Genomic DNA, 15,442 nt, shown 5'->3' with positions numbered 1-15,442 from the left:
TTTTGAACAGTTACAAATTTTTTCTGGCTTTTTAGACTGAAATTGATACATTAATCCGGTTAATAGCGAGTGTTTATGTGCCATGTCAGTATTTATTAAGTCTTTTTACCAAAAATTTTTCCCAGCCCGTCAGTTGCTTATTCGTCAAAATGGCGAAGTTAAGCATGTTGTTTTGGCGCCTTGGTTTCAGCTTTTTACAGTACTGCTTATTTTAGGCACTATTACTTGGGTCGGTATTTCTAGTTTTCGTGTTTATAGCCAAACAAATAAAATTACCGACATAGAACAAAGCCAAATTGACAAACAACAAGCGTGGCAAAAGCAGGTGAAAGAACAAAAAGCACTGCACGCTAAGCAATTAGAACAACTTGCAGTACTAGAGCAAAAGCAGGCACTTTTGCAAGGTATGATTGAATCCCTCCCCGCATCTATTAGTAAAGAGACAATAAAACTAGAAGAACAACTTGAATCGCCTGTTAATCAAGACAAAGGCGAGTTTCATGAACCACTTGTAGATGAAGAGCCGAAAAACAAACATGCCAGCCTTCTAACGCCAATCACTTTTGCCGCTCGTTATGAGCGCTTAAATAAATACTACGAGCATAATTTTGCGCTTATTGATGCGCAAATTAATAAACGCCATGATGCAATTTTAGCGATGTTAAAAGGCGCAGGCTTAGAGTCAGCCCTTGAACAACATTTAGCACTGGGCGCACAAACCAGTGCGCAAGGTGGCCCGTTAGATGTATTTGATGAAGCTAAAATACCAGGGCAGTTTTTAGCCATTGTTGATAAGCTATTATTACTTAACAACCTTGAAAACTTTTTAACAGAGCTGCCTAACTCACTGCCCTTGCCTGCAGCTAAATACTATATTTCGAGCAATTTTGGGTTACGTAAAGATCCGATGAACAACCGCCGCGCTTTTCACAAAGGTGTTGATTTAGCCGGCTGGCATAAAACCGAAATTTTTGCCCCTGCTGATGCACGTGTATTGCGCGCTGGTAAAAATGGCGGCTATGGTAACTTTATCGAGCTAGAGCACAAAAATGGCTTGGTCACCCGTTTTGGCCACTTAAATAAAATTAAAGTGAAAAAAGGCCAAACAATTGCTAAAAATGAGGTAATTGGATTAATGGGCAGTACTGGCAGAAGTACCAGCACCCACTTACACTATGAAGTGTTACTCGATGGCAAACATGTCAATCCTCTAAAAATAACAAAGGCGCTTTCTCGTGTTCGGTAAAAAAAAGCAACCAAGTAGTCAAACTACGTTAAAAAGAGTAAATCATACCCCTTCTATTATTTCTGAAGATGTGCGCTTAACTGGCACACTTACAAGCCAAGGCGAAGTGCAGCTAGATGGCCGAATTGATGGCGATATAAAGGCAGAGCACTTGGTAATTGGCTCTACCGGCATTGTTGAAGGTGTGGTTGAAGCTAAAAGTGTCATTGTAAAAGGCAAAATTATTGGCTCACTAAACGCAAGTGAAGTGAATATTCAAAGCAGCGCTCACGTACATGGCGACGTTTTTCACGACACACTAAGTATTGATGCTGGAGCCATTATTGAAGGCAGCTTAAAACAGCGCTTTGAAAAAGAAGAACCGGAACTTATTAGCGAAGATTTAAAGCCGGCTAAAGAAGTAAAAACTTTGCTTGATGATGCTGATAGCGACTTGTCGTTTGTTAATAAGCAAGCCGCTGATAAAGCCAAATCTAATTAAGCGCTCATTACTTTTTCTCGGTTATGTACATCGTAATATCTGCAGTGAACACCAGTTCATTGCGGGTATTGTAAAGCTTAACTGGCACCACTAAATCTTCTTTATCTACCCATTGGCGAGGCAAGTCGATTTCTGCAATAGCAGTTACATCGGTATCAACCTTTGCTAAATAGTGTACCGTCATTCCTTTTGGGATCCAGCGATGCGTTTTATAAGGCACGGTGGCATCTACCATTACACCAGCACACAGCTCAGCTAAGTTACATTGTGCAATAGCATGAATAGTCCCAATATGGTTATGCACACTACGGCGGTTTTTTACGACAGCGCTACAGTGTCCTTCTCTTAATTCGAGCACGTAAGGTTTCATTGAGCCAAAATACGGGGCTTTTATGCATACCGCTTTGCTAAACAACCAATTGCCAAAAGGTAAGCGTTTAAATTTAAGCCAGGTTTTTAAAAGGGCTGATTTATTACTCATTGTTATTTCCCATTTTGTGTTTATAAATCCAAATTAACACATCAGACCAGTTAAAAAAAGCGCAATTGACCGCGCTGTTAATCCTAATGTCATGAAATATTTATCACAATAAAGCGTGGCTCACTCATAAGCCCTTTCTTTTTTATAAGCGGGCACCTAAAATAGCCAGCAAAAGGAGACCTAATGCAAACACAGCCCGCTAAACCTAATTTAATTTTATTACTCATCTTAGCGTTACTCGTAATATTTTGCCCTATGGCAATTGATATTTATCTTCCCGCTTTTCCAACTATTGCCACGCAATTTAACGTAACCGAACAACAGGTTCAGCAAACAGTGGCTATTTTTATGCTTACTGTGGGTTTAGGGCAATTAATTGCAGGGCCATTAGCAGATAGATTTGGCCGAAAGCCGGTAGCGGTTGTAGGTGTTAGCTTATATGCAGGCTCAGCCTTACTTGCCTACATGGCGCCCTCTTTTGCTGTATTAATGTTTGCACGCGCTCTGCAAGGGTTAGGTGCATGTGCTACGTTTGTTGTTGCTTTTGCAATTGTACGTGATAAATACGGCAGCGAACGCAGCGGGCAGATGATTACCTATTTAAATGGAATTGTGTGCTTTATTCCTGCGCTTGCGCCTATTTTAGGTGCTTGGCTTACCGTGCAATTTGGCTGGCGCATGAACTTTATGTTTTTAACCTTGTTTGCGTTAGCGGGCCTGGTCATTACGCTCACCTTATTTAGAGAAACCCGCCCTGCTGATAGTCACTACCAAGGGCATATATTGGACTTACGCCGGTTTGTGCCAATATTAAAAACACCGATATTTTTATTTAATAGCTTACTGTGTATGGTCGCCATGTCGGCGATTCTTGTGTATGTCACCTTGGCACCTGGGTGGATAATTACGCACTTAGGGGGCACTGTTGCCGACTTTACTTTTTGGTTTACGCTCAATGCCGTATTAAGTATTGTAGCCAGCTTTATTACCCCCATTTATATTAAACGTAATAGCCAAAAAGCCCTGCGCGTTGGGGTTACAGTATTGGTGGCCTCTGGCATATTAATGATTGCACTTAGCCATATAGAATCGGCCATTGCACTTATGCTACCTATTTTAATTGCAGCACTTGGTTTTGCCTTGAGCTTAGGCTCTGCGGCTGGTATGGCGTTATCGCGCTTTCCTAAACAAGCCGGTACAGCCTCTGCCTTAATTGGTGCTATGCAAATGAGTGGCGCTAGTGTGCTTGTGTTTTTAACGCAATATTTAGGCCTTAGCACACCTTGGCTAATTGCTTTTCATTTATTGTTACTGGCACCACTTTGGCTAATTTTAATGAGTAAAAAAGCCCATACATTGCACCCGGTTAATACATGATCAACCCTGATTTTTTAGCATCATTTTTACTGGCGAGCTTTTTAATGGCGGTGGCCCCTGGGCCATCAAACGCATTTTTAATGGCGCAAACATTTGCCAATGGCAGAGCGGCAGGTATGCAAAGCGCATTTGGCTTTGCTTTAGGTGGAGTAATACACACATTTTTTGCTGTTATTGGATTAAGCGCGGTATTAAAAGCCTCGCCCACCGCTTATAGTGCAGTACAGTACTTAGGCGCGGCGTATTTGTGCTATTTGGGGTTTGTGATGATTAAAAGCACTTTTTCGCAGCCAAATACCACGGATTACGCTAGTGATGATAAGCCCCATGTAAGCACCAGTAAAAAGCCAAATGTCATGTTTCAAGCCATGATGACCGAGGTATTAAACCCTAAAGTCGCGTTGTTTTTTATTGCTTTTATCCCGCAGTTTGTAGACCCTAGCTTATCATCGGCAACGTTTCAATTAGCATTTTTTGGTCTGCTCTACCCTATTTTTGCTTTCCCAATTGACTGTACGTATATTTATTTTGGCGACAAAATAGCGCAATTTTTCAAAAAACACCCAAATAGCCAACTTTGGATAGATCGAGTGACCGGCATGGTATTTATTGCACTGGCCATTAATTTATTATACTAGTTACACTAAATTGGTATTACTTAACCAAAACCTTGGTTACTCAAAAAAATAAGATGCAGCATGGAACAAAAAAAACAATCGCTACCCGCTAATAAAAATATTGCCTTAGTTGCGCATGATGGTAAAAAAGCCGCGCTTAAATTATGGTGCGAAAAACACAAAGAAGCCTTAAGCAGACACACCTTATACGGTACTGGCACCACAGGCCATTTAATCGAAAAAACCACCGGGCTAGAGGTTATTCAGCTATTAAGTGGTCCTATGGGGGGCGATCAACAGCTAGGAGCTAAAATTGCCGAGCACGAAATTCATGTACTGGTGTTTTTTTGGGATCCGTTGGCATCGCAACCACACGACCCTGATGTTAAAGCGCTACTGCGTTTAGCTGCTGTTTGGAATATTCCCGTGGCCTGTAATGAAGTCAGCGCCGACATGTTATTAAGCTCGCCCTTAATGGACACTGAGCTTGAACGTACTTTGCCAGATTACGAAAAATACCTCGCAACCCGACAAATCAGTCTTTAAACCTTTTAAGCTACTTATAAAGCATGCTGGCCCATTTTGTTAGGCCAGCCGTTACACTACCAAAGTGATCGCCATTCAGCATTTTAATATCACCTAAATGCTCACTTAACGCGGCTTTAATAAGTGGTGACTGTGCACTCCCCCCTGTTAAATAAATAACGTCTGGGGTGGCTCCTGCATCGGTAATTGCTTGTTTTGCTAACGTTACTATTTGGCTAATACTACTTTCTACTGCAACCGCTAAATCGCTAACCGATAGGTTTTTACTAAGGTCATTATCTAAAAAGCGAAGATCGCAATCAAAAGCATCTGCCGATGAAAGCGCTATTTTAGCCGCCTCACCTTGCTGTACTAACTGATGGCCCTGTTTATTTTGCTGTAAATGAATTAAGCGTTTGAAAAACGTAGGTGCACTGACATCGCGTAATTGGGCAGTGAGTTCTCGATAGTGGCTTTCACTATAAAACTGACTTTGTAAATTTACATCATTAATTTTACAGGCTTGCCAAAAAGGTTGGTTTGGTAAAGGTAGGCCCGATTTAAAGGTACTGCCTAAACCAAGCAATGGCATTAAACCATGAAAACTAAGCGCTATATCTAAGTCATTCCCGCCAACTCGCTTACCGCTGTGGGCTAAAAAGTCATTATCGCGCTCACTGTTACCTCTAAAGCTTGGCCCCATTTGTACAAACGAGCAATCGCTGGTACCACCGCCAATATCAATAACCAGCACTTTTTGGTCTTCCACTAAACTACTTTCGTAATCAATCCCTGCTGCAAGCGGTTCGTATAAAAACTCCACATCTGTAAAGCCCGCACGCTTAGCTGCGCGCTCTAAAATACCTACAGCTTGCTGATTTGACTGCTCACCGCCAACGGCCTGAAAGTTAACTGGACGACCAATAACCGTTTGCGTAAGTGGGGTTTTAAGTGAAAGCTCCGCGCGTTGCTTTATTTTTAAAATCATTGCGGTAGCAATATCTTCAAAAAAATTAATTTGCCCTTGCTTTAAGCCTGTGGCACCAAAAAACGATTTAGGTGATTTTACAAAGTAGCCTTCTTCAGGAAACTCCACATATTCACTAATGGCTTCACGGCCAATAAAAAGCGTTTCATCTGTAGGTTGTAAATCAAGATCTGACTTAATACGTGGGAGTGTATTTAATAAAGCTTGGCGCTGCGTTAAAAAGTCATGCTCGTGTGCAGTGCCTTTTACATGCTTTGCCACAAAGTCGACAACTAATGCGCTATGGTGTGTATAAAGAGTAGAAGGTAAATAATGCTTTCCTTGCTCAAGTGGCACTAACTGTACTTCCTCTTGCTCCATGACACCCATGGCACAATTAGAACTACCGTAATCAAAACCTACAAACATACTTCACCATACATTAGAAAAAGGCCGCGCAATTTAGCATACTTTGCCAAAATTATAAACGCTAATGGCCCTCCCTCACCCTTAAAAAGCTCGCAAAACGTGGTAAACCATGCTTTGTTAACCCATGGTACCGATACGTTACCGTGCTCCCTATAGCCGGAGGTGTTTGGCGCTGTTTGTTACTAAAGCCCGTGCCTATTCTAAATATTTGCCCATGAGGTGTTTTTACTTTTAATGCACCTAACATACCGGTGTATTTCCCTTTACCCGGTAAATGTGCAATTACAACCGCTTCAGCATCAAGATAGGGCTTTAACTTTAATAATGTATTACTGCGCCCGCTTTTATGTTTAGCATTGGCTAAATGCAGCATCACCCCTTCAGCCCCTTGCTTAGTTAAATCTTCAAAGTACGCTGTTAATTGGGCTGTGCTAGTAAAGCGGTGTTGCTTAACTGCAATTATATGCTGCTTATTGATTTGTTTTACCAAGGCTTGGTAGTTTTTATAACGCGCACTAAAAGGAAGGGTTGAGTCTGGCATATCAAATATTTGATAGCGTATAGCGTGCCAATCTGAATTACTGGGGCGTTTAGTTCTTACAATCCCACTGACCAAAGAAAATTGAGTGCGCGCTATCCACAGCTCCCCATCTAACCAAACATTTGGTAATGGCGCCGTAAACCAACTCGGGGCGTTAATCGCATTTCCTTTACGGGTAATAAATTTATCGCCCGTCCATATTGCTCTTACACCATCAAATTTTTCACTAACGAGGTATTCACTAATATTGCCATGTTTAGATTCATCATACACTTTTGCCAATAACACCTGAGGCTGCGCCGCAAAAACAAGCGATGAGCCAATTAAGCTGACAATGAAAAGTAAGTACTTTAGCTGAGCCATTACTGCATCCCTGCAAATAAAATAAGGCTATAACTATAGTTGAGATTCGACCCACTGCCAAAACTCACCTAGGTCAGCCATTTTGTACGTCGCCTTACTAAAGTCATGGTCAACTGTATGATGATTTGCAATCGCAACGACTCTAACCTGTGCATTAGTTGCAGCACAAACGCCCGTAAAGGTGTCTTCTACAGCAATTGCATGCTCTGGGGCTACATGTATGTGCTCAAGCGCTAAAAGATAAGGATCGCCTGCTGGCTTTGGATTTGTTACATCGTCTTTTGTCACTACAGTATCAAATAACTCATAAAAACCTAGCCCTTTTAAAATAGGCATGGCTTCGCTGCGAGCACTGCCGGTAACTAACGCCATTTTTAGCCCACTGTTTTTAACAGCGTGTAAGGTTTGCTTAGTAAAAGGCATAACAGGCGGTAAATTAGTTTTTACGTATTCACCAAATAATCGATATTTTTCATCTGCTAAAAACTGTGCACTGACGGCTAAATTATGCTCATTTTTAATATCAATTGCTGCTTCTAGCGTTGGGCGCCCTGAAAAGCGCTGACAAAACTCCACTTCGTTATAACTTACATTGTAGGGTGCAAGCAGCTGGCTCCAGCACTCAAAGTGCATGCTTTCAGAGTCAACTAGCGTGCCATCCATATCAAACAATACTGCGTTTAAGCTCATCCTCATTCCTTAAATTTTGACGTTAAAAAAGGCGCCTAGGCGCCTTTATAATATTATGCTGTTAAGCCAGCAGGTGGCTCAGCAAATGCTTCCTCACCGGTTTCAACATCAACCAGCTCGTAGCCTCGGGCTTTGCGCACAACCTTAAGTACTGGTTTTTCTAGCGCCGTTTTTAAACGATCGGCATCAGCTGCTAACTCATCTAGCGTTGTACCAAAAGGTGCTGCGCCTGTTTCTGACCAATTAGTTACTTTGCCATTTAAGTTATATTCTACTTCGTGTATTTGGTATTGCGCTGCTTCATCTTTCGTTGCTTCACAAAAAATTACACGGTAGTTCCAAAATCCAGCCATTTTTCTATCTCATCAAAGTTAATTAACGCTACTTTACCAGCTTTATAAAAACATAAAAGCCTGCACGAGGCAGGCTTTTAAAAATTAATAAAATTTAAGGTTATCTTTAGAAGAAGTTAACTTTAAATTCAGCACCAATGTAGCGCTCTTCATTAACAATACCCGTATTGTTATTGAAGTCTACCGCACCAATTGCTTGTTGCTCATCAAATAAGTTACGAACAAATGCAGATACTTGGTACTCGTAGTCACCTTCAGCCCACTCGTAGCCTGCACGTAAACCTACTTCTGTTAATGCTTTACCTTCAAATTCTACTGAATCGTATAGGAACATGTTAATTTCGCTACGGTAAGAAATATCACCTAATGCGAAGAAATTACCATCTTCAAGTTCTTTCGTATAACGAAGGGTAAAGTTAGAGATCCACTCTGGCGCATGCGGTAAGCTGTTGCCATCTAGCACGGCTAAACCAGCATCGTTGATAGGGTCATTAACTGTACATTGAAAACAAGTAGCTACAGCTAACTCATCATCTTTAATTTCAGTTTTGTTGTAGCTTAAGTTAAATGTTGCATTAAACTCATCGCTTAATACCCACTCTGTATCTAGCTCAAAACCGTAGCCTGTTGTTTTATCAGCGTTAACTAAGCGGTTAAAGTTAGCACCACCACCTACAGCAGTAAGCTGTTGGTCGTCCATTGTGTAGTAAAATACCGTTGCATTTACACGGCCTTGGCCGTCTAGCACGTCTGATTTAATACCGGTTTCGAATGAAGTAACGGTTTCTGACTCAGCCGTTGTTACGTCATCACCAAATAAAATACGACCTTGTAAGCTAGGCGCGCGGAACGTGTTTGCTACACGGCTGTACCAGTTTACATCGTCATTAACTTTGTAGTTTGCAGATAAATCCCAGCTTACGTGGCTGTCACTTACACTGCGTTCTACGTATAAAGCACCACCGCCAATTGGGCTAATAGTACGGTCTGCAACAAAATCTTTTTCGTCATCAGAGTAACGAAGACCCGCAGTTACTTTTAATTTATCTGAGAAAATGTAATCTACTGAGCCGAAAATAGCCCATGCAGTTGTATCTTGTTGTTGCTGAACATAACCGTTTAAAGCGCCAGCAGGTGAAGAGAACGTATCGTAACTAAAGTTTTCGATTGTAAGCTCTTCATCAAAGTAAAAAAGACCAACTTGGTAGTTTAAGTCACCACTGAAGTTACTAGCAAGGCGAAGCTCTTGCGTTAACTGATCTTGCTCTGGAATGCCATCCGCACTTTCTGAAGAAAACGGAATTAAACCTGGGCCCATGTAATCAGGAATGTATTCAGCACCGTAACCACCATCAATGTCGGCACGTGAGTATATTTCTGCACTTTCCCAACCTGAAATAGAGGTTAGCGTGTATTCATCGCTAATATCCCACTCAAGCTTTAAGCTTGCGCCTTCAGATTCAACTTGCTGGGTATTGCGTACAGCGGCATCTTGATAAACAACATCATGCTCGTAGTTGTCTACTAAATCGTTTGAGCCTGATTCAATAACGTTTGCACGAAACGCAATTGGTGAGCCGTCTAGGTCACGCGTGTGGTAGTTTAGAAGAGCAGTAAAGTCATCGCCTTCGTATAAAAACTGAATACGCGCTGCTTTTTCTGTGTAGCCGCCCTGCTCGTCTTTCGCTTCAAAGCCAGGCGCTTGGTTGTCGATGTAATCATCTTTATCTTGCCATAGCAAAGAAACACGTGCAGATAAACGGTCAGTTAATGCACCACCTACAGCGCCTTCTGTATCTACAGCGCCACGGCTACCGTAAGAAACAGCACCGTAACCTTCAAATTCTTGGCTTGGTTTAACAGTATCAAATTTAACTAGGCCAGCCGGCGTATTACGGCCAAACAAAGTACCTTGTGGGCCACGTAGTACTTCTACACGCTCAACATCAAATACTGGAAAGCCTTTTAAAATGGCATTTTCTTGAACCACTTCATCAACAACTAATGAAACAGGTTGTGAAGCATTAAGATCGAAATCGGTATTACCCAGACCACGAACATAAAAACGAGGGAAAGAACGTCCAAACGATGATTCGATTGAAAGACTTGGGATTTTCGCACTCATAAAGCGAATATCCATACCAGCAGAACTATAAGCATCAAGGTTATCACCTTGTAATGCAGATACAGCAACAGGCACTTCTTGTGCATTTTCTACACGTTTACGAGCAGTAACTTGAATAACTTCTAATTGGTTATTTTTTTTTGCAGTTTCTTCTTCAGCAGCAAGAGTAGAAACAGAGGTACCAGCTGCAGATAATAAAGCAGCATTAATTATGGTCGCTATTGCAGTTTTTTTGATTGCTTTCATGTCGGGTATAAACCTTTTGTATGCACTCTTGTTCAACGGTTTTTTGTGTTGCGCAATGTATTCATTGCGGGCTCGTACAATTTTTCGCGTCTAGCTTTATGGCGCGCGGACCTCATCACCGAGAGTACAAAAACGGAGTAATGAGGCTGAACGAACGATGAAGATTATACCATCGTATTACAAATTTACTGCATAAATATGTACAAAAAAGTAAACTTTTTTGCAACATTTAACCTCATTTTATAGCTTTTTTACCCGCTTTTAGATGCAAAAGACCAACAATGCGGACATATGTCCTTTCTTTCAAAAGTCACTTTAAAGTAGCAAACTGCGTATTTTTACAAATAAACCCAAACTAGAAACGCGCAGTTAAAACCCGTTAATGCTTGCTAAATTTTAAAGGCTAAATTCATTGAGTACGCTTTAACGCAATTTCTCCATCAATGTGAATATCGCGCTGTGGAAACGCAATCACCACATCGTGTTTTTCAAAAACAGCATAGATACTAAAACGGATATCACTACGTACTTTTCTGAGCATGGTTTCTGACTCTGCACAAACCCAAAAAATTGCATTAAACACCAGTGAGCTATCAGCAAAGTCGTCAAATAAAACAGAGGCTTTTGGATTTGTTAGTATCGCATCATGATCATCAAGTACTTGTTGAATTAACGTTTTAACTAACAATACATCGCTGCCATAAGCAACACCTACGCTAACCGAAGAGCGGACATTACCGTCTATTAAGGTCCAGTTAGTCACTGTGTTTTCTAATAGTTGCGAATTAGGGATTAACATATGCACACCATCGTTACGGCGAATGCGGGTAGAGCGCGTATTAATAGTTTCTACTACGCCCTTTGCATTACCCACTTCTAAAAAGTCCCCAATACGAATTGGCCGCTCCCACATTAAAATCCAGCCACTAATAAAGTTATTAATAATGTTTTGCGCACCAAACCCGACTCCAATGGCTATTGCCCCTGATACAAATGCAAAGGCCGTAAGCGGAATACTTAAAACCTCTAACGAGGTGAAAATTAATATTGCGATACTCAAAATAAAATAAATGCGCGTAAATAGGTGCACCGCGTCTTGGCTGATTTTTTTTGCCAACAGTGTTTTTTTAATAAGTTTGCCAATGCGCGTTACTACAAACCACATAGCAAATAAAATTAAAGGAACTTGTATAACCTTAGCCACAGTGATGTGTACGTCGTTATAGGTAAAAATAACCAAGCTGAGATAATGTTGAATGTGTTCGAGCGTCATGTATTTTCCAAAGTATTATTTATTGTTTGTTATTTGTTCAGTAAAAATGAGTGTGGTTCAGTCTTCGCTAAGCTTAGCACGGCATAATAGTGTTAAAACGCTAAGTTAATAGGTTTAACGTTTTTGTTTAAACAATTTATTAACTCTTTATTGCACCGAGTGCTATATAAATAGTGTACAAGCACTGGAGATTACATATGTCACAACTTACTCTAAATCAAAGACTCGCTACTTTGCAGCCGCAGGTAGATTTAAATTTGTTTGAAAGCAGCCTAGATTATCGCAATAAAATTTTGTGCCTTCTTGCTGAGCAAGAACAAACACTTGCTACTATTAATAAAGAATTTGGCCAGCAATCTAATAGCTTTGGTTCTGAAAAACGCTTTGTTCTTGGCTATAACTAGCCTTTTAAAAACACACACAATACAATATTTAAGTAGCCTTACGTTTATTTTTAAGGCTACTTTTACCTCCAAATCGCATTTTTAGTAGCTAATTTGCGTTTAAATCCCGCTTAATACCGATAAACTTTATTGTATAAACGCCAAAATTTGATAAGTTAACTGGGTTTTCGACTCGAAAAGCCTATTTCGGCTCATCTTTTTATGGAGTTATTATGCGTAAAACACTGATCGCCACTACTATTGCTAGTGCCCTAATCCTATCTGCTTGTTCATCTAACGAAACTCAGAACACAGCTAAAGAGAGCGCAGCACAAGTGCAAGATATGAACGCAAACAATGTATTATTCAAACCAAGCCCATTACAATACATGGCACCAGAGTTTGATAAGTTTGGTACAAAAGACTACGAAGCAGGCTTTGATGCAGGTATTGCTCAGCACACTGCACAAGTTCAAGCAATTGCAAACAACCCAGAACCAGCAACATTTGAAAACACACTTGTTGAGATGGAAAAGTCCGGTGAGTTGTTAAACCGCGTATCTGCTGCTTTTTACAACCTATCGGGTTTAATTTCAGATGACGAGTACCAACGTATAAGCAAAAAAATGGCGCCGGTATTATCTGCTCACTCTGATGACATTTACCTAAATGGTCCGTTATTTAAGCGTGTACAAACTATTTACGACAATAAAGATGCGCTTAACGCTGAAGATCAACGCTTAGTTGATTTCTACTACAAGCAATTTGTAAAAGCCGGTGCTAAGTTAAGCGATGCTGAAAAAGCAAAAATGCGTGAAATAAATGCTCAGCTTGCAGAGCTATCTACTGCGTTCTCTCAAAACATTTTAAAATCGTTTAAAGAAGACGTTATTGTTGTTACAGACAAATCTAAACTTGCTGGCCTATCTGAAGGTGAAATTGCAGGCCTTGCAGCCGCAGCTAAAAAAGCAGGCAAAGACGGCTACATGATCACCTTGGTTAATACCACTCAGCAGCCTATCTTATCAAGCCTTGAAAACCGTGAGCTACGCGAGCAAATTTTTAAAGCCTCTACAAACCGTGCTGCTAAAACTAACGGCCCTATCATTATTGAAGAAACTAACCTGCGTGCACAAAAAGCAGAGCTGTTAGGCTTTAAAGATTGGGCATCGTATGTAATGACTTCGCGTATGGCACAAACAACCGATAACGTGTACGGTATTTTAGATGACCTTGCACCAAAAGCTGTTGAAAAAGCCAAAGCAGAAGCGGCCGCTATCCAAAAAGTAATTAACGATTCTGGCGAAAGCTTTGAGCTTAAGCCATGGGACTGGGCGTTTTACGCAGAAAAAGTACGTGCTGAAAAGTACGACCTAGATCCTGCGCTAGTTAAGCCTTACTTTGAAATGAACTCTGTGATCCATGATGGTTTATTCTTCGCAATGAACAAGCTTTACGGTATCACCTTTAAAGAGCGTAAAGACTTACCTGTTTACCACGAAGATGTAACAGCGTACGAAGTATTTAACGCAGACGGCAGCGCTATTGGTTTATTTTACATGGACCCATACGCACGTGAAGGTAAGCGTGGCGGTGCATGGATGAGTGCATACGTAAGCCAAAGCGGCTTAAAAGGCACTAAACCGGTTATTTACAACGCACAAAACATTCCAAAACCAGCTGAAGGTGAGCCAACGCTAATGACCTTCGACGAAGTATCGACTATGTTCCATGAATTTGGTCATGCTGCGCACGGTTTATTCTCAAATGTTAAATACCCAAGCCTAGCGGGTACTGCTACAGCACGTGACTTTGTTGAATTTCCTTCACAGGCACACGAAGACTGGATGATTGAACCTACCGTACTTGCTAACTACGCTAAGCATTACAAAACAGGTGAGCCAATTCCACAAGCATTACTTGATAAAGTACTAGCATCGCAAAAATTCAACCAAGGCTTTGGTACTACTGAATACTTAGCAGCTGCTTTACTTGATATGGAATGGCACTCATTTGGTTCTGAAAAAAAAATCAGTGATGTTCAAAAGTTTGAAAGCGATGCGCTAAAAGCACACGGTATTGATTACTACCCAGTGCCACCGCGTTATAAATCAAACTACTTTAGCCATACTTTTGCCGGTGGTTACTCAGCAGGTTACTACGCCTACCTATGGACTGAAGTATTTGCAGCCGATGCGTTTGCACATATGGAAAATAACGGTGGCCTAACCCGTGAAAACGGTGACAAGTTCCGTGAAGAAATCCTATCAAAAGGTAACAGCCGCGACTTAATGCAAAGCTACATTGAGTTTAGAGGCCAAAAACCAACAACAGACGCACTTCTTAAGCGCCGTGGTTTAGTTGATTAATAACCTCGTTTATTAATTTTAACCTTATAAAAGCCCGCTTGCGGGCTTTTATTGTTTATAACAGATAAACTAACCACACTATAAATTATAAAAAACGACAATTATGGGCTATTTATTTGCAGTTACCCTACTTTGGGCTTTTTCATTTAGTTTAATTGGTGTGTACTTAGCAGGCCAAGTTGATGCGTGGTTTAGCGTATTAATACGAGTTGCATTAGCCACGTTGGTTTTTTTACCCTTTTTAAAACCTAAACTTACCTCAAAACCACTCGCACTTAAGCTGATGCTGATAGGCGCTGTGCAACTAGGTGTTATGTACAGCTTTTACTATCACTCCTTTTTATTTTTAAGCGTACCCGAAGTGTTGCTCTTTACCGTTATGACGCCGCTTTATATAACGCTTTTAAACGATGCATTTAATAAGCATTTTAACCCTCGCTTTTTTGCGGTTGCGCTTATTGCCGTACTGGGCGCGGTAGCTATTCGCTGGCAAAACCTCAATAGTCATTTCATCATCGGTTTATTACTGGTTCAAGGTGCCAATATTAGTTTTGCCACCGGACAAGTAACTTATAAACGTTTAATGGCCACTAATCAGTTGGATGACAAAACCGTATTTGGTTGGTTTTTTATTGGCGCCTTAGTAGTGGCAAGTGCTTGCTACGCTTTATTTGGCAATACAAGCAAATTACCGAGTACACCTACCCAGTGGGGTATTTTAATATATTTAGGTATTGTAGCCTCGGGCCTTGGTTACTTTTTATGGAACAAAGGGGCAACAAAAGTAAATGTGGGAGCATTAGCCGTTATGAACAACGTGCTTATTCCTGCCGGTATAATTGTTAACGTGCTTATATGGAATAAAAATGCCGACATTATGCGCTTAAGTATGGGGGGGGCAATCATGTTAGCGGCACTGGTAATTAATCAAATAGGGACAAATAAACAGAACGTCACATCCTTGTAGCTAATTTGT

General features: G+C 40.9%; 15 protein-coding genes. 8 read left to right on the top strand and 7 right to left on the bottom strand.

Annotation, left to right across the window (positions count from 1 at the left end; all coding sequences use genetic code 11):
* Positions 1 to 82: 82 nt before the first annotated feature.
* Entirely contained in the window at positions 83 to 1,246 is a 1,164-nt protein-coding gene (locus VOI46_RS04675) for a M23 family metallopeptidase (RefSeq protein ID WP_004587380.1), read from the top strand.
* Entirely contained in the window at positions 1,236 to 1,727 is a 492-nt protein-coding gene (locus tag VOI46_RS04670) for a polymer-forming cytoskeletal protein (protein WP_004587381.1), read from the top strand. Before VOI46_RS04675 ends, VOI46_RS04670 begins: the two co-directional genes overlap by 11 nt.
* A gap of 7 nt (positions 1,728 to 1,734) precedes the next feature.
* On the opposite strand, the gene VOI46_RS04665 is transcribed toward VOI46_RS04670, so the two are convergent.
* Positions 1,735 to 2,208, bottom strand: a complete 474-nt coding sequence (locus tag VOI46_RS04665) for a hotdog fold domain-containing protein (protein WP_004587382.1) — start codon at positions 2,206 to 2,208, stop codon at positions 1,735 to 1,737.
* Positions 2,209 to 2,391: 183 nt separating this feature from the next.
* Between VOI46_RS04665 and VOI46_RS04660 the strand changes: the two genes are divergently transcribed.
* Genes VOI46_RS04660 through VOI46_RS04650 form a run of 3 tightly spaced genes read left to right on the top strand, consistent with a single transcriptional unit; the run spans position 2,392 to position 4,748 of the window.
* A complete protein-coding gene (locus VOI46_RS04660) occupies positions 2,392 to 3,585 on the top strand; it encodes a multidrug effflux MFS transporter (protein ID WP_004587383.1) in 1,194 nt (397 codons plus the stop codon).
* Complete coding sequence (locus tag VOI46_RS04655) at positions 3,582 to 4,223, top strand: LysE family translocator (protein WP_004587384.1); 642 nt, start codon at positions 3,582 to 3,584, stop codon at positions 4,221 to 4,223. Before VOI46_RS04660 ends, VOI46_RS04655 begins: the two co-directional genes overlap by 4 nt.
* 60 nt (positions 4,224 to 4,283) lie before the next feature.
* Positions 4,284 to 4,748 (top strand): methylglyoxal synthase, encoded by a 465-nt coding sequence (locus tag VOI46_RS04650; RefSeq protein WP_004587385.1) that lies wholly within the window; start codon positions 4,284 to 4,286, stop codon positions 4,746 to 4,748.
* A gap of 10 nt (positions 4,749 to 4,758) precedes the next feature.
* Here VOI46_RS04650 and yegD read toward each other — a convergent pair whose 3' ends face one another.
* The 6 genes from yegD to VOI46_RS04620 form a co-directional block, all read right to left on the bottom strand.
* Positions 4,759 to 6,123 (bottom strand): molecular chaperone, encoded by a 1,365-nt coding sequence (yegD, locus tag VOI46_RS04645; RefSeq protein WP_004587386.1) that lies wholly within the window; start codon positions 6,121 to 6,123, stop codon positions 4,759 to 4,761.
* A gap of 61 nt (positions 6,124 to 6,184) precedes the next feature.
* Complete coding sequence (locus VOI46_RS04640; RefSeq protein WP_004587387.1) at positions 6,185 to 7,027, bottom strand: DNA ligase; 843 nt, start codon at positions 7,025 to 7,027, stop codon at positions 6,185 to 6,187.
* A gap of 33 nt (positions 7,028 to 7,060) precedes the next feature.
* The gene (locus VOI46_RS04635; protein ID WP_004587388.1) at positions 7,061 to 7,717 is read right to left on the bottom strand and encodes an HAD family phosphatase; all 657 of its coding nucleotides are present in this window, start codon (positions 7,715 to 7,717) and stop codon (positions 7,061 to 7,063) included.
* Between the two features lie 53 nt (positions 7,718 to 7,770).
* Positions 7,771 to 8,070 carry a hypothetical protein gene (locus tag VOI46_RS04630; protein ID WP_004587389.1) on the bottom strand — a complete coding sequence of 100 codons (300 nt, stop codon included), beginning with the start codon at positions 8,068 to 8,070 and terminating at the stop codon, positions 7,771 to 7,773.
* Between the two features lie 106 nt (positions 8,071 to 8,176).
* Positions 8,177 to 10,441 carry a TonB-dependent receptor gene (locus tag VOI46_RS04625; RefSeq protein ID WP_004587390.1) on the bottom strand — a complete coding sequence of 755 codons (2,265 nt, stop codon included), beginning with the start codon at positions 10,439 to 10,441 and terminating at the stop codon, positions 8,177 to 8,179.
* A gap of 409 nt (positions 10,442 to 10,850) precedes the next feature.
* Positions 10,851 to 11,714, bottom strand: coding sequence for a mechanosensitive ion channel domain-containing protein (locus tag VOI46_RS04620; protein WP_004587391.1), 864 nt, complete (start codon positions 11,712 to 11,714; stop codon positions 10,851 to 10,853).
* A gap of 197 nt (positions 11,715 to 11,911) precedes the next feature.
* Between VOI46_RS04620 and VOI46_RS04615 the strand changes: the two genes are divergently transcribed.
* From VOI46_RS04615 to VOI46_RS04605, 3 genes are all read left to right on the top strand, one after another.
* Positions 11,912 to 12,118: a hypothetical protein gene (locus VOI46_RS04615; RefSeq protein ID WP_004587392.1), complete on the top strand. Its 207-nt coding sequence runs from the start codon at positions 11,912 to 11,914 to the stop codon at positions 12,116 to 12,118.
* 212 nt (positions 12,119 to 12,330) lie between these two features.
* Positions 12,331 to 14,466 carry a M3 family metallopeptidase gene (locus VOI46_RS04610; protein ID WP_004587393.1) on the top strand — a complete coding sequence of 712 codons (2,136 nt, stop codon included), beginning with the start codon at positions 12,331 to 12,333 and terminating at the stop codon, positions 14,464 to 14,466.
* A gap of 103 nt (positions 14,467 to 14,569) precedes the next feature.
* Complete coding sequence (locus VOI46_RS04605; protein WP_004587394.1) at positions 14,570 to 15,433, top strand: carboxylate/amino acid/amine transporter; 864 nt, start codon at positions 14,570 to 14,572, stop codon at positions 15,431 to 15,433.
* Positions 15,434 to 15,442: the final 9 nt, after the last annotated feature.

It is taken from the genome of Pseudoalteromonas sp. CuT4-3, assembly GCF_035666335.1.
In the GTDB taxonomy this organism is placed as follows: Bacteria; Pseudomonadota; Gammaproteobacteria; order Enterobacterales; family Alteromonadaceae; genus Pseudoalteromonas; species Pseudoalteromonas atlantica.
This window is presented reverse-complemented; position numbering and strand designations above follow the sequence as displayed.

Coding starts and splice junctions, on each gene's coding strand:
- VOI46_RS04665 (WP_004587382.1), bottom strand. CDS start 2,208: ATGAGTAATAAATCAGCCCTTTTAAAAACCTGGCTTAAATTTAAACGC.
- VOI46_RS04675 (WP_004587380.1), top strand. CDS start 83: ATGTCAGTATTTATTAAGTCTTTTTACCAAAAATTTTTCCCAGCCCGT.
- VOI46_RS04655 (WP_004587384.1), top strand. CDS start 3,582: ATGATCAACCCTGATTTTTTAGCATCATTTTTACTGGCGAGCTTTTTA.
- yegD (WP_004587386.1), bottom strand. CDS start 6,123: ATGTTTGTAGGTTTTGATTACGGTAGTTCTAATTGTGCCATGGGTGTC.
- VOI46_RS04620 (WP_004587391.1), bottom strand. CDS start 11,714: ATGACGCTCGAACACATTCAACATTATCTCAGCTTGGTTATTTTTACC.
- VOI46_RS04630 (WP_004587389.1), bottom strand. CDS start 8,070: ATGGCTGGATTTTGGAACTACCGTGTAATTTTTTGTGAAGCAACGAAA.
- VOI46_RS04615 (WP_004587392.1), top strand. CDS start 11,912: ATGTCACAACTTACTCTAAATCAAAGACTCGCTACTTTGCAGCCGCAG.
- VOI46_RS04625 (WP_004587390.1), bottom strand. CDS start 10,441: ATGAAAGCAATCAAAAAAACTGCAATAGCGACCATAATTAATGCTGCT.
- VOI46_RS04635 (WP_004587388.1), bottom strand. CDS start 7,717: ATGAGCTTAAACGCAGTATTGTTTGATATGGATGGCACGCTAGTTGAC.
- VOI46_RS04640 (WP_004587387.1), bottom strand. CDS start 7,027: ATGGCTCAGCTAAAGTACTTACTTTTCATTGTCAGCTTAATTGGCTCA.
- VOI46_RS04650 (WP_004587385.1), top strand. CDS start 4,284: ATGGAACAAAAAAAACAATCGCTACCCGCTAATAAAAATATTGCCTTA.
- VOI46_RS04610 (WP_004587393.1), top strand. CDS start 12,331: ATGCGTAAAACACTGATCGCCACTACTATTGCTAGTGCCCTAATCCTA.
- VOI46_RS04605 (WP_004587394.1), top strand. CDS start 14,570: ATGGGCTATTTATTTGCAGTTACCCTACTTTGGGCTTTTTCATTTAGT.
- VOI46_RS04660 (WP_004587383.1), top strand. CDS start 2,392: ATGCAAACACAGCCCGCTAAACCTAATTTAATTTTATTACTCATCTTA.